The 13,047-nt window shown below is 65.3% G+C and carries 11 protein-coding genes; 3 read left to right on the top strand and 8 right to left on the bottom strand.

Going from position 1 to position 13,047, the window contains the following annotated elements; genetic code table 11:
* Nucleotides 1-37: 37 nt before the first annotated feature.
* Nucleotides 38-1,282 (bottom strand): L,D-transpeptidase family protein, encoded by a 1,245-nt coding sequence (locus tag ACVWZM_RS29180; protein ID WP_456855426.1) that lies wholly within the window; start codon nucleotides 1,280-1,282, stop codon nucleotides 38-40.
* A gap of 329 nt (nucleotides 1,283-1,611) precedes the next feature.
* On the opposite strand from ACVWZM_RS29180, the gene ACVWZM_RS29175 reads away from it, so the two are divergent.
* Nucleotides 1,612-2,439 carry a hypothetical protein gene (locus tag ACVWZM_RS29175; protein WP_456855425.1) on the top strand — a complete coding sequence of 276 codons (828 nt, stop codon included), beginning with the start codon at nucleotides 1,612-1,614 and terminating at the stop codon, nucleotides 2,437-2,439.
* Between the two features lie 17 nt (nucleotides 2,440-2,456).
* Here the strand turns inward: ACVWZM_RS29175 and sseA are convergent, their stop codons facing one another.
* From sseA to ACVWZM_RS29160, 3 genes are all read right to left on the bottom strand, one after another.
* Nucleotides 2,457-3,314 (bottom strand): 3-mercaptopyruvate sulfurtransferase, encoded by an 858-nt coding sequence (sseA, locus tag ACVWZM_RS29170; RefSeq protein WP_253607152.1) that lies wholly within the window; start codon nucleotides 3,312-3,314, stop codon nucleotides 2,457-2,459.
* A gap of 99 nt (nucleotides 3,315-3,413) precedes the next feature.
* Nucleotides 3,414-3,827, bottom strand: a complete 414-nt coding sequence (locus tag ACVWZM_RS29165; RefSeq protein WP_016847778.1) for a rhodanese-like domain-containing protein — start codon at nucleotides 3,825-3,827, stop codon at nucleotides 3,414-3,416.
* A gap of 132 nt (nucleotides 3,828-3,959) precedes the next feature.
* Nucleotides 3,960-5,135: a vWA domain-containing protein gene (locus tag ACVWZM_RS29160; protein WP_016847779.1), complete on the bottom strand. Its 1,176-nt coding sequence runs from the start codon at nucleotides 5,133-5,135 to the stop codon at nucleotides 3,960-3,962.
* 365 nt (nucleotides 5,136-5,500) lie between these two features.
* On the opposite strand from ACVWZM_RS29160, the gene ACVWZM_RS29155 reads away from it, so the two are divergent.
* Complete coding sequence (locus ACVWZM_RS29155) at nucleotides 5,501-6,343, top strand: AAA family ATPase (RefSeq protein ID WP_016847781.1); 843 nt, start codon at nucleotides 5,501-5,503, stop codon at nucleotides 6,341-6,343.
* 90 nt (nucleotides 6,344-6,433) lie between these two features.
* Nucleotides 6,434-7,936, top strand: coding sequence for a flavin-containing monooxygenase (locus tag ACVWZM_RS29150; protein ID WP_057019124.1), 1,503 nt, complete (start codon nucleotides 6,434-6,436; stop codon nucleotides 7,934-7,936).
* 171 nt (nucleotides 7,937-8,107) lie between these two features.
* On the opposite strand, the gene ACVWZM_RS29145 is transcribed toward ACVWZM_RS29150, so the two are convergent.
* The 4 genes from ACVWZM_RS29145 to ACVWZM_RS29130 form a co-directional block, all read right to left on the bottom strand.
* A complete protein-coding gene (locus ACVWZM_RS29145; RefSeq protein WP_253589329.1) occupies nucleotides 8,108-9,751 on the bottom strand; it encodes a GMC family oxidoreductase N-terminal domain-containing protein in 1,644 nt (547 codons plus the stop codon).
* Between the two features lie 28 nt (nucleotides 9,752-9,779).
* Nucleotides 9,780-10,373 (bottom strand): GNAT family N-acetyltransferase, encoded by a 594-nt coding sequence (locus ACVWZM_RS29140; protein ID WP_076830332.1) that lies wholly within the window; start codon nucleotides 10,371-10,373, stop codon nucleotides 9,780-9,782.
* Nucleotides 10,374-10,519: 146 nt separating this feature from the next.
* Nucleotides 10,520-11,446, bottom strand: a complete 927-nt coding sequence (locus ACVWZM_RS29135; protein WP_057019121.1) for an SMP-30/gluconolactonase/LRE family protein — start codon at nucleotides 11,444-11,446, stop codon at nucleotides 10,520-10,522.
* Between the two features lie 446 nt (nucleotides 11,447-11,892).
* Entirely contained in the window at nucleotides 11,893-12,780 is an 888-nt protein-coding gene (locus tag ACVWZM_RS29130; RefSeq protein ID WP_057019120.1) for a 4-(cytidine 5'-diphospho)-2-C-methyl-D-erythritol kinase, read from the bottom strand.
* Between the last annotated feature and the right edge of the window lie 267 nt (nucleotides 12,781-13,047).

The following is a 13,047-nucleotide window of genomic DNA, read 5'->3' as shown; positions in this document are numbered from 1 at the left end:
TCGCGCGCCTTTTTCAATGATGAACTTGCCGGTTGGCCTAGCGCACCGTCACCGGTGCGGGCAGCGGCTGCACCGTGGTCGGCTGCGTGCCGGGCAGCGGCGCGGCCGCCTGAGCCTGGGCCGCAGAGGGAGCCATCGGGTTCGCGGGCGCGGCAGAAGCCGTCGCCGTTCCCGGCGGCGGACCACCGGGCAGCACAACCACGCGGGTGCCGACCTTGGCACGCTCGAACAGGTCGGAGACGTCCTCGTTCAGCATGCCGATGCAGCCCGACGAGACGAACTTGCCGATGGTCGACGGCTGGTTGGTGCCGTGAATACGGTACACGGTCGAGCCGAGATACATCGCGCGGGCGCCGAGCGGGTTGCCGGGTCCGCCGGCCATGAAGCGCGGCAGATAGGGCTGACGCTCGATCATCTCGGTCGGCGGATGCCAATCCGGCCACTCGGCCTTACGGGTGATCTTCTGCACGCCGGTCCAGGTGAAGCCGTCGCGGCCGACACGGACGCCGTAACGGATCGCCCGGCCGTTGCCCAGGATGTAATAGAGGTAGGTGTTCGACGTATCGACAACGATCGTGCCTGCCGGCTCCTTGGTCGCGAACGACACTTCCTGGCGACGCAGTTTCGGCGGCAGTTGCGCCGGGGCGTCTTCTGGCTGGTCGTCCGGCGGCAGCGCCGCGATCTGCACCGGCTTGCCGTTGGCATCAACCGGCGCCTGCTGCTGCGGCACGGCTCCGGTAACGCCCTCGGGCGGACGCATGCCGCCGCGGTCGTCGCCGTAGGAAACACCGGCGGCCGGAACGCCATTGTCGCGATTGGCTTGTTGCGCACCCGGACGATCGCCGTAGATCACCGGCGGCGGCCCCATCGGACGGCCATAGCGGGGATCATCGGGCGACATCACCGGCCCAGTCGGCGCGCCACGGTCGGAATAGACCGGAGGAGCATTCATCGGGCGGCCATAGCGCGGATCGTCCGGCGACATCACTGGGCCGGTCGGCGCGCCACGATCGGAATAGGCGGGCGCATTCGCCGGACGGCCATAGCGCGGGTCGTTCGGCGACAGCACCGGGCCGGGCGGCGGCAATGCGGCCGAATCCTGCCCGTCATCGTCATTGAGTGCGTCGAAATCCGGCATGCTGCCCTGGGGGTAGGGCTGGGGCGCCGTCGAATAGGCGGTGCCTTGGGGCGCCGGATAACCCTGCTGCGCATGCGCAAGCGAGGTTCCTGCCACGCCGAGAGCCCCGGCAGCGCAAATCGTCAGAATGCGGTTGATCATCATTGCTCTGTTATAGTCCCCAAGCCACACCGGACTGTTAACGGCCCAATGCAGGAAGATAGCGGCGCATTCAAGACAAATCCGCGAAACCCGGGCTATTCCGGGCCTTTTGTGATTTCGCGTCAACGCTGCGGCAAAGATGTCTCACGGGTCGGGAATGTTTGTCCACGTGGCCAAAGTCATCAATCACCCGCATTTTGTAACAAACAGTCCCCGGACGTTGCGATATCTTCGAATTGGCCTGATTCGCGCTCGCGACGCCGGCTTTCTTGTGTGGTCACCGCGTTCCCTCGACATCGAAGACCCTCCCGCAGAAGGGGGAACCCGCGCCCATGCTCCCCGGCCTTCGTTTTCTGTTCGCCGCGATCGTGCTGGCGACTTCGCTTCTGGTGTTCGGGTTAGGGGCAGCCGCGCTGTTCCGCGCGGCGCATGAAGAGTTCGCCAGCATTCCGGCCCGCCGGGCGCCGCCGCCCGAGCCGCAATTCGCGCAGCAGCCCGAGACCCCGCCGGTGCTTGCCATGGTGCGGGTCGATCCGCCCGCCGCCGACAAGGTGACGACCGATACGCCGGCAGCCCCGTCCGAGCCGGCCGCTCCCGCTGAGATCGCCGCCCCTGCAGCCGAGCCGGAGAAGGTCGCCGCCGTGACGGCGGATGATCGGGTCCCACCCGCTCCGCCGAAGCCGGAGGCCCAAGCCACGGAGACCCCCGCGCCAGCTCAGCCCGCCGACGGCGCGGCGCAGATTCCGACCGCAGATCCTTCGCCGGCATCGGAGCCAACGCCCGCTGCCGCCGAAGCCGCACCGGCGGCCACCGAGGCCAAGGTCGCCGCCGTCGCCGATCCGCCTGCCCCCAGCGAGCCCGCGCTTCCGCCGCCGGCACCCGCAATGGCAGCGCCGGAGCCCGCCCCGCCGCCATCACCCGAGGCGATCGCGGCCGCGACCAAGATCGCAACGCTGGGTGGGCCCGAAGTTGTTGTCGAAGTGCCGGTAGCGCCGAAGGCCGCTGAGGCGAAGAAGCCGGAGCGCAGCGCGGTCAGCGAGCCGGCACATCGCAAGGAGCGGCGGCGGATTGTCCGCGCGCCGCCGGTTCGGCAGGTCGTTCAGCAGCAGCAGCTCGATCCGTTCGGCCAGCCGACCCTGGTGCCGCTCACCCGGCGCTAGCAAGCAGGAACGACCTGTCAGGCCGGCCCCGTTGCGATCGGCGGGCCGCTCGCCTGCCCCCATTCCGACCACGAGCCGTCATAGAGCGCGCTCTCGGTGACGCCGAGCCGGTAGAGCGCAAGCGTCAGCACGCCGGCCGAGACGCCGGACCCGCAGCTCGTGACGATGGGCGCATCGAGCTTCACGCCGGCGCCCGCGAACGACTTGCGCAGGTCATCGAGCGGCTTCATCTCGCCGGTCGCGGCATCGAACAATTGGTTGTAGGGCACGTTGCGGGCGCCTGGGATGTGGCCGGCGCGGATGCCCGGACGCGGCTCCGGCGCGCGGCCTTCGAAGCGGTCGGCGGCGCGCGCATCGATCACCTGCTCGGCACGGCTTTCGACATTGGCGATCATCTGCTCGATGCTGCGCACGCGCTGCGGATCGTAGCTCGCCTTGAAGGTCGCAGGCTTCGGCTTCACCTCGCCGCTCTCGACCGCCCTGCCCTCGGCGCGCCACTTCTTCAAACCGCCGTTGAGAATGCGCACGTTGCGATGGCCATAGGACAGGAACATCCACCAGGCGCGCGGTGCCGCGACCCAGCCGCCGGAATCGTAGATCACCACGGTGTCGGCATTGCCGATGCCAAGCGCACCGATGTCGCGGCCGAACTGCTCGGCGCTCGGAAACATGTGCGGCAGCGGATTGGCATGGTCGGACACCGCGTCGACATCGAAGAACACAGCACCCGGCAGATGCGCGGCGAGATAATCGTCCTTCGGCAATGGCAGCACGCCGGGCAGCTTGAAGGTCGCGTCGAGCACCTTGACGTTGGCATCGCCGAGATGCGCAGCCAGCCATTCGGTCGAAACGAGCGGATCGTCGGTCATCGTCATCTTGCGTGTTTCTCCATCGTCATTGCCGGACTTGATCCGGCAATCCATCTTGCCTTGAAGCGATGGACACGCGGGTCAAGCCCGCGTGTGACATCCTGCCTAGCCCTTCTTCTTCGGCTCCCACGCCTCGATCGGCCCGCCGGCCTCGCGCCAGGCGGCAAAGCCGCCGCCCATATGCGCGACCGGCTTCAGGCCCATGTCCTTTGCGGTCTTGGCGGCGAGCGCCGAGCGCAGGCCGCCGGCGCAGTGGAAGATGAACTTCTTGTCTTCCTGGAAGATCGGCTTGGCATAGGGGCTGTTCGGATCGATCCAGAACTCCAGCATGCCGCGGGTGCAGGAGAACGCGCCGGGGATCTTGCCGTCGCGCTCGATCTCGCGGGGATCACGGATGTCGACGATGACGACGTCGTTCTTGCCGATCAGCGTGATCGCGTCGGCCGCGCTGATGGTCTCGATCTCGGCATTGGCCTCGTCGATCATCACCTTGATGCCGCGGTGGATGTTCTGGGGCATGGGGCTCTCCCTGGCTTTTCTTGATCGTCATTCTGGGGCGATGCGGCAGCATCGAACCCGGAATGACGATCGAATTTCATCAACTCGAGATTCCGGATCGATCCCATGGACCGTCCGGAATGACGGGATTGGTTACCGCACCAACTCCCGCATCGCGTTCTCCAGACCTTCGATCGTGATCGGATACATGCGTTCGGAGAACAGGCGGCGGATGATGGTGGTCGATTCCGAATAGTCCCAGTGCTTCTGCGCCACCGGATTGAGCCACACCGCGTGCGGATAGGTGCGGATGATTCGATCGAGCCAGACCGAGCCGGCCTCTTCATTGACATGCTCGACCGAGCCGCCGGGAACCATGATCTCGTAAGGCGACATCGAGGCGTCGCCCACGAACACCACCTTGTAGTCGTGCGGATATTTGTGCAGCACGTCCCAGGTCGGCGTGCGATCGGTGAAGCGCCGCTTGTTCTGCTTCCAGACGCCTTCATAGAGGCAGTTGTGGAAGTAGAAATACTCCATGTGCTTGAATTCGCTCTTGGCGGCCGAGAACAGTTCCTCGACCTGCTCGATATGCGAATCCATCGAGCCGCCGATATCGAAGAACACCAGCACCTTGACCGCGTTGCGCCGCTCGGGGCGCATGTGCACGTCGAGATAGCCGTGGTTGGCGGTCTCCTTGATCGTGGTGTCGAGGTCGAGCTCATCTGGCGCGCCGGTACGCGCGAACTTGCGCAGCCGCCGCAGCGCCACCTTGATGTTGCGGATGCCGAGCTCGACATTGCCGTCGAGATCCTTGAACTCGCGCTTGTCCCACACCTTCACGGCGCGGTTGTTGCGGTTCTTCTCCTGCCCGATCCGCACGCCCTCGGGATTATAGCCATGGGCGCCGAACGGCGAGGTGCCGGCGGTGCCGATCCACTTGCTGCCGCCCTGGTGGCGGCCCTTCTGTTCCTCGAGCCGCTTCTTCAGGGTCTCCATGAGCTTGTCCCAGCCCATGGCCTCGATCTGCTTCTTCTCTTCCTCGGTGAGATATTTCTCCGCGAGCTTCTTCAGCCACTCCTCGGGGATCTCGGCCTTGCCCATTGCATCGAGCAGGCTCTCGAGCCCCTTGAACACGGTGCCGAACACGCGGTCGAACTTGTCGAGATTGCGCTCGTCCTTCACCAGCGCAGCGCGCGACAAATAGTAGAAGTTCTCGACCGTCTGCTCGGCGAGATCGGCGTCAAGCGCTTCCATCAAGGTCAGATATTCCCGTAGCGTCACGGGGACCTGGGCGTCGCGCAGCGATGTGAAAAACTGCAGGAACATACCCACCTAGATCGCCCGCTGGGCCGGTGGCGTCAAGGGCCCCCGGCCGTGCTTCATCCCGAGATCAGCCATCCACTTTCACCGGGTTACCTCCGCCGCCGTCGGTCCGTGGCGGCGCCCGCGCCATCGCGGCAAGGTCGCGCCACGCCGGCGATCATTCCGCAGAGCGGAAAGATGATGCATGACATTCCATGCGGAAGCCCACATCGGTACCGCTGCGCTGCGGAATCCGCGCTAGACCGCCCGGCTTTTTCAATTAGAATTGTAGCGGACAAGATATCGGAGAGGACATGCGACCGCTGCGAGAGCGGTCGTTTCGTGTGGGGGCCCGGGCCGCCGACGAACGAAGCAAGGCAAACAGATAGATGAAATTCACGGGTACCAAGGACTACGTCGCCACCGATGACCTCAAGGTCGCCGTCAATGCCGCCATCGTGCTCGAGCGCCCGCTGCTGGTGAAGGGCGAGCCCGGCACAGGCAAGACCGTACTGGCCGAGGAAGTCGCCAAGGCGATCGACGCGCCGCTTTTGACCTGGCACATCAAGTCGACCACCAAGGCGCAGCAGGGCCTCTACGAATACGATGCCGTCTCGCGACTGCGCGACAGCCAGCTCGGCGACGCCCGCGTGTCCGACATCAAGAACTACATCAAGCGCGGCAAGCTGTGGGAGGCCTTCACCAACGAGAAGCGCCCGGTGCTGCTGATCGACGAGATCGACAAGGCCGACATCGAATTCCCCAACGATCTGCTGCTCGAACTCGACCGCATGGAATTCCACGTCTACGAGACCGGCGAGACCATCAAGGCGAAGCTGCGCCCGATCGTGATGATCACGTCGAACAACGAGAAGGAACTGCCGGACGCCTTCCTGCGCCGCTGCTTCTTCCACTACATCAAGTTCCCCGACAACGAGACGATGGGCAAGATCGTCGACGTGCATTTCCCCGGTATCAAGAAGCGCCTGGTGGAAGAGGCGCTGCGGATCTTCTTCGAAGTCCGCGAGGTGCCGGGCCTGAAGAAGAAGCCCTCGACCTCGGAACTGCTCGACTGGCTCAAGCTGCTGTTGAACGAGGACATCACCCCCGAGATGCTGCGCGAGCGCGATCCGCGCAAGCTGATCCCGCCGCTGCATGGCGCGCTGCTCAAGAACGAGCAGGATGTGCATCTGTTCGAGCGGCTCGCTTTCCTCAGCCGCCGCGAAGTCTAGTTCCGATATCGGCAAACGCCGGGGCGATGGCTCCGGCGTTTTGCTTCTGCAGCTCAACAAACAAGCCAACAAGCAAGAAGACCAGGGAAGATGAACGTCCAAACCCAGATCCGGGCCGCCGAGCCCGTCACGACAGAGCACTTCGACGTCCTGATCGCAGGCGCCGGCATCTCCGGCGTCGGCGCCGCCTACCACCTCACCACGCAATGCCCCGGCACCAGCTTCGTGGTGCTGGAGACGCAGAAGACTTTTGGCGGTACCTGGTCCACCCACCGCTATCCCGGCATCCGCTCCGACAGCGACCTGCACACCTTCGGCTATCGCTTCAAGCCGTGGACCAGCGCGCCGATCGCGACCGCGGCCGAGATCCTGAAGTACATGGGCGAGGTGATCGAGGAGAACGACATCGCCCGTCACATCCGCTATCGCCACACCATCACCGCGGCGAAGTGGTCGAACGAAACCAATCTCTGGACCATCGATGCGACGCGCATCGACACCGGCGAGCGGCTGCGCTTCACCACCAACTTCTTCTGGATGTGCCAGGGCTATTATCGCCACGACGCGGGCTATACGCCCGAATGGACCGACATGGCGAAGTTCAAGGGCACCGTCGTGCATCCGCAGACCTGGCCCGACGACCTCGACTACAAGGGCAAGCGCGTGGTCGTGATCGGCTCCGGCGCCACCGCCGCGACCCTGATCCCGGCGATGGCCAAGGACGCCGGCCATGTCACCATGCTGCAGCGTTCGCCGACCTATTTCCGCACCGGCCGCAACGCCATCGAGATCGCCGAGGAGCTGCGCAGGCTGCAGGTCGACGAGCACTGGATCCACGAGATCACCCGCCGCAAGATACTGTTCGAGCAGGACGCCTTCACCAGGCGGACCTTCGCCGAGCCCGAGGGCGCCAAGAAGGACCTGCTGGCGGCGGTCGAAGCCGTCCTCGGCAAGGACTACGACATTGCCACCCACTTCACGCCGAGCTACCGGCCGTGGCGGCAGCGCATCGCCTTCGTGCCGGATGCCGACCTGTTCCACGCCATCAAGGGCGGCAAGGCGTCGGTCGTCACCGACGAGATCGACCGCTTCACCGAGACGGGCATCCTGCTCAAGTCCGGCAAGCAGCTCGAGGCCGACATCATTATCACGGCGACCGGCTTCCACCTCTCCGCCAACGGCGGCATCGACTTCGAGATCGACGGCAAGCCGCTCGACTTCGCCGATACCGTAACCTATCGCGGCATGATGTTCACCGGCGTGCCGAACCTCGTCTGGGTGTTCGGCTATTTCCGCGCCAGCTGGACCTTGCGCGTCGATCTGGTCGGCGACTTCGTCTGCCGCCTGCTGCAGCACATGAAGGCGACCGGCGCGAACAAGGTGACGCCGGAACTGCGCCCCGAAGACCACAACATGCCGCTGCTGCCGTGGATCGATCCGGAGAACTTCAACCCCGGCTACATGATGCGCGGCATGCACCTCTTGCCGAAGCGCGGCGACAAGCCGGAGTGGCAGCACAACCAGGATTACTGGGCCGAGAAGGACGAATTCCCGGCGATCGACCTCAAGGACAAGGCGTTCGTCTACGGCTGAGCTCCTGATATTAGTCCCGTCATCCTGAGGAGCGCGTAGCGCGTCTCGAAGGATGCACGGCCCCACTCGGGCCGTCGTGCTTCGAGACGGCCGCTTCGCGGCCTCCTCAGCATGACGGTGTTAGACACAGCGCGCTGATCAAAAAGCAACATCGCGTACGCCTCTATTCCGTCACGCATACTCCGGCAGCTTCGCAGCCGCCTCGGGTGCCTTGCCGCGGATCATGTCGGAGGCCTTGTCGGCGATCATCAAGGTCGAGGCGTTGAGATTGGCTGAGATCATCCGCGGCATGATCGAGGCGTCGATCACGCGCAGGCCCTCCATGCCATGGACCCGAAGCTGGTCGTCGACCACCGCCCACGGTGCGTCCGCCGGTCCCATCCGGCAGGTGCAGCCGGGATGGAAGGTGGTGGTGCCGCGCTCGGTCGCGGCCGCGAGCAGTTCGTCGTCGCTCGTGACCTTCGGGCCCGGAAAGTCCTCATAGGCGTAATACGGACTGAGCGGCTCGGAGGCGAGCAGCCGGCGCGCCAGCTTCATGCCGGCGACGACGACGCGGCGGTCGATCTCCTCGGCGAGGTAGTTGGTCTGGATGATCGGCGGCGCGAACGGATCGGCGGAGCGGATCCGGACATAGCCGCGGCTCTCCGGCCGCTGCTGCCATGACGCCACCGTCATGCCGGGCTCGTCCTCGAGCTGGCCCTGCACGCCTTCCTTGTAGCTCGCCGGCGTGAAGGTGAGCTGCAGATCGGAGCTCTCGGTGGTCTCGCCGGAATGCCAGAAGCAGTAGACCATGGTAGGCGACAGCGACAGCAGGCCGCGCCGCGTCGTCGCCCATTTGATCGCCTCGCCCCACAGGCTGAAGCCGCGGCGAAGCTCGTTGATGGTCCTGATGTTCTTGACCCGCGCCACCGAGCGCGGCGCGTAATGATCCTGCAAACCTTCGCCGACGCCCGGCAGCGCGTGGCGCACCTCGATGCCGTGCGCCTGCAACAGCTCGGGCGAGCCGACGCCGGAGAGCTGCAACAGCTGCGGCGAGTTGTAGGCGCCGCCGGAGAGGATGACCTCCTTGGTGGCGCGGATCTCCAGGGGATCGCCGTGCTTGCCGCCGCGGTTGTAGCGCACGCCGACCGCGCGCTTGCCCTCGAAGATGATGCCGGTGACATGGGCATGCGTGCGCACGTCGACATTGGGCCGCCGCCGCGCCGGATGCAGGAACGCGGTCGCGGCGCTGACCCGGCGGCCGTTCAGGATGGTGCGCTGGCAGTACGACACGCCCTCCTGGATCTGGCCGTTGTAATCTGGATTGCGCGGAATGCCGAGGCTGACCGCGCCTGCCATGAAGGCTTCGCAGAGTGGATCCTGCCAGTCCATGGTGGTGACGGTGAGGTTGCCGTCGCGGCCGCGATAGGTGTCGTCGCCCTCGCCGATCCGCCTCTCCATGCGCCGGAAATAGGGCAGCACGTCGGGATAGCCCCAGCCGCGATTGCCGAGCTGCGCCCAGGTGTCGAAGTCCTGGCGCTGGCCGCGGTTGTAGATGTGGCCATTGATCGAGGACGAGCCGCCGAGCGTCTTGCCGCGCGGCGCATAGATGCTGCGCCCGCCGGTGTAGGGACCCACCTCCTGCTGATAGGCCCAGTTCACGCTCTTCATATGGAAGGTCTTGATGAAGCCGGCCGGCAGATGGATGTAGGGATGCCAGTCGCTCGGCCCGGCCTCGAGCACGCACACCCTGGTGCCCGCGTCTTCACTCAAGCGGTTGGTCAGCACGCTCCCGGCGGAGCCTGCGCCGATGATCACATAATCGAACGTTTCCATCGTCTCGTTTCTGGCGCCGACCAAAGTGTCAGCGCGGCTTTTCGTTGAGTTGATAGGTCAGATGCGCCTTCACCGTCGGCCATTCGCTGGCGATGATGCTGTAAACCACAGTGTCGCGCAACGTGCCGTTGGGCGCGATCTGATGGCTGCGCAGGATGCCGTCCTGCTTCGCACCCAGACGCTCGATGCCGCGCCGACTCTGGTGATTGAAGAAATGCGTGCGGAACTCGACCGCGATGCAATCAAGCTTCTCGAAGGCATGGGTCAGCAGCAGCAGTTTGCACTGCGTATTGACCGCGCTGCGCTGCACACGCTTGGCGTACCAGGTCGAGCCGATCTCGACGCGACGGTTCGGCGTGTCGACGTTCATGTAGGTCGTCATGCCGGAAATCTTGCCGTCGGCGTCGAACACCGTGAACGGCAGCATCGATCCGGCCTTTTGCAGGCCGAGCCGGCGGTCGATCTCCTTGGCCATGTTCTCCGGCTGCGGGATCGCGGTGTACCAGAGCTTTGACAGCTCGCCGTCCTTCACCGCCTCGACCAGCCCGTCGCGATGATCGTGGGACAACGGCTCCAGCCGCGCATGCGCGCCGCGAAGGGTGACCGGTTCAAGCCAGGGCATTCGAGATCTCTCCATCTTTGTCATTCCGGGGCGATGCGCAGCATCGAACCTCAGATGCGCAATTGCGCATCGGGGAATCTCGAGATTCCGGGTCTGGCGCTTCGCACCATCCCGGAATGACGATTGCGCTTCGCGAACCGCAATCGTCATCTATTCAGAAAATTCAGCGGCAATCCCGGCCGCGGCCAGTCCATCGCGATCAGCTCGCCCTTGCCCGACAGCGTGATGTAGGCGGTCTTCAGCTCGGGGCCGCCGAAGGCGATGTTGGTGGTGACGCGGTCGCCGGTCGGCACCTGCTCGACCACGGTGCCGTCGGGCGCGATCACCGAGATGCAGCCCGACACCAGCGTCGCGACGCAGACATTGCCCGATGCCTCGACCGCGAGCGAGTCGAACATCTGGTAGCCGCCGAGGCCGGCGATCGGCTTGCCGCGCTCGCCGCGATAGATCACGTCGCGCGGCTTGACGGTGCCGGGCTCGGAAACTTCATACGCCCACAGCCGCGCGGTCGGCGTCTCCGCGATGTAGACGGTCTTCTCGTCCGGCGACAGGCCGATGCCGTTGGCTGGCAGGATGCCGTGCACGGCCTCGACGATCTCGTTCATGCCGGGCTTCAGATAATAGAACGCGCCGACATCCATGTCGCGGGCGCGGCGCTTGCCGAGGTCGGAGAACCACAGGCCACCCTGCCTGTCGAACACCAGGTCATTCGGCCCGCGCAGCGCGTGCTCGCCGCATTTCGTCACCACGGTCTCGACCTTGCCGGATTGCAGATCGACGCGCTGGATCGAGCCGCCGAGATAATCCTCGGGCTGCGGCCCCGGCATGATCATGTTGCGGGTCGGAATCCAGGAGAAGCCGCCATTGTTGCAGATGTACATCTTGCCGTCGGGACCGAGCGCCGCGCCGTTCGGGCCGCCCGGCACCTTGGCGACGATCTCCTTGCGCCCGTCGGGATAGACCCGCGTCAGCCGCTGGCCGCGGATTTCGACCAGCACGACCGAACCGTCGGGCATGACGACGGGACCTTCGGGAAACTCCAGATCGGTGGCGAGAACTCGGATATTGGCCATGGCATCCTCCCGGCTCTTTGGCTGCAGGCGGATTCCGAACGGCCCCGCACGCGCAACGTTGTTGTTTCATCCTGTTATGGCAAACGGGGTTTGGCTTGCCAAGCAATGGCCCCGCAAGGCTGCCCGGCGTTGGGGCGGGATGGGCGCGCCGCAAATGCCCCTGTCGTCCCTGCCTAGTGCGCAATTGCGCGCTAGGCAGGGACGACACCGAATAGGTGGCACGGTCAGTGAGTCAAACTTCCGCGTTCTCGCGACACCGTCCGAGCTTCGCGATTCGGATAAAGCGAAATATTTTCGCGCGCGAGGATTGACAGGTTTTGCTGAGTTGCCCGTCGGGTTGTTTTGTCGCACCCCTCTCCGTCGTCATTCCCCAGTGCGCAATTGCGCGCCTGAGGGCGCGCCTCCTGGCGCGAGCCTCGGAATGACGGAGAGAGAATGGGCGCGCACTAGCTCAGCGTGCCCGCATGCACCCACCAGCCGGGGTGACCGGCGCGGAGTTGTTCGCCGGCCGCCTCGGCGTCGGCGTCGGTTCCGAACACTGCAAAGCAGGTCGCGCCCGAGCCCGACATGCGCACCAGACGAACGCCCCGGGTCTCACGCAGCGCGGACAGCACGTCACTGATGACGGGCTGGATGCGCGCCGCGGGGGCTTCGAGATCGTTGGTGCCGCGCTCCAGCGCCGCGATCCAATCGTCGATCGCGCGCCCGGCTTCCGGCCATGACGGCGCCTGCATCACGACGTCGGTGGCGCCGATCAGGAGCTCGCCATTGCGCAGGCCGAGCGCATTGAAGACGTCCCTGGTCGCAACCGGCACGCGCGGATTGACCAGCACGCACGGCATTTTCGGCAGGTCGAGCGGCAGCAGGCCTTCGCCGACGCCGGTCATGTCGCAGGCCCGCGAGGCGACGCACACCGGCACGTCGGCGCCGGTCTGCAGCGCGACCTCCATGATCCGGCTATCGTCGAGCGAGAGCTCATTGAGCCGCGCCAACAGCCGCAGCGCCGCCGCGGCGTCCGCCGAGCCGCCGCCGATGCCGGCCGCAACCGGCAGCACCTTCTCCAGCGTGAAGTGGCCGACCTCGAGGTCCGCGACGCGCTCGCCGAGCAGCCGCGCGGCCTTCAGCACCAGATTGTCAGAGGTGTCGCCGCAGGCATCGGCCAGCGGCCCCGCCATCGAAAGCGACAGCTCGGGTCCCGGCTCGAGCATCAGGCGATCGGCGCAATCGGCAAACGCGACGACGCTCTCCAAGTCGTGAAACCCGTCGACGCGCCGCCCGACAACCTTCAGCGTCAGGTTGACCTTGGCACGCCCTTCTTCAATCAGCGCCGGCACGGCGATAAACCCCTAAAAAACAAACATCGTGATGCGATTAGCGTAAATCGCCGTACGATCCTATCCCTTTGTTTGGATGGAAATTCCGCCATGACTCGTCATGCCCGGGCATAGCCGTCTGAAGGACGGCGTCGCTTCCGCTCGCCTATGACCCGGGCATCTATCAACCAAGAACGAATTTCTCGAAGGGATGGATGGCCGGGTCAAGCCCGGCCATGACGGGCAAACGTCAATGCCCGGGACATCTTGCGCGAAGACGCGCTTCGC

It is taken from the genome of Bradyrhizobium sp. USDA 4501 (assembly GCF_054062115.1).
Note: the sequence above shows the minus strand (reverse complement) of the source record. Positions and strands in the feature narration are given on the sequence as shown.

Coding starts and splice junctions, on each gene's coding strand:
- ACVWZM_RS29175 (WP_456855425.1), top strand. CDS start 1,612: ATGCTCCCCGGCCTTCGTTTTCTGTTCGCCGCGATCGTGCTGGCGACT.
- ACVWZM_RS29165 (WP_016847778.1), bottom strand. CDS start 3,827: ATGCCCCAGAACATCCACCGCGGCATCAAGGTGATGATCGACGAGGCC.
- ACVWZM_RS29140 (WP_076830332.1), bottom strand. CDS start 10,373: ATGCCCTGGCTTGAACCGGTCACCCTTCGCGGCGCGCATGCGCGGCTG.
- sseA (WP_253607152.1), bottom strand. CDS start 3,314: ATGACGATGACCGACGATCCGCTCGTTTCGACCGAATGGCTGGCTGCG.
- ACVWZM_RS29135 (WP_057019121.1), bottom strand. CDS start 11,446: ATGGCCAATATCCGAGTTCTCGCCACCGATCTGGAGTTTCCCGAAGGT.
- ACVWZM_RS29160 (WP_016847779.1), bottom strand. CDS start 5,135: ATGTTCCTGCAGTTTTTCACATCGCTGCGCGACGCCCAGGTCCCCGTG.
- ACVWZM_RS29155 (WP_016847781.1), top strand. CDS start 5,501: ATGAAATTCACGGGTACCAAGGACTACGTCGCCACCGATGACCTCAAG.
- ACVWZM_RS29150 (WP_057019124.1), top strand. CDS start 6,434: ATGAACGTCCAAACCCAGATCCGGGCCGCCGAGCCCGTCACGACAGAG.
- ACVWZM_RS29145 (WP_253589329.1), bottom strand. CDS start 9,751: ATGGAAACGTTCGATTATGTGATCATCGGCGCAGGCTCCGCCGGGAGC.
- ACVWZM_RS29180 (WP_456855426.1), bottom strand. CDS start 1,282: ATGATGATCAACCGCATTCTGACGATTTGCGCTGCCGGGGCTCTCGGC.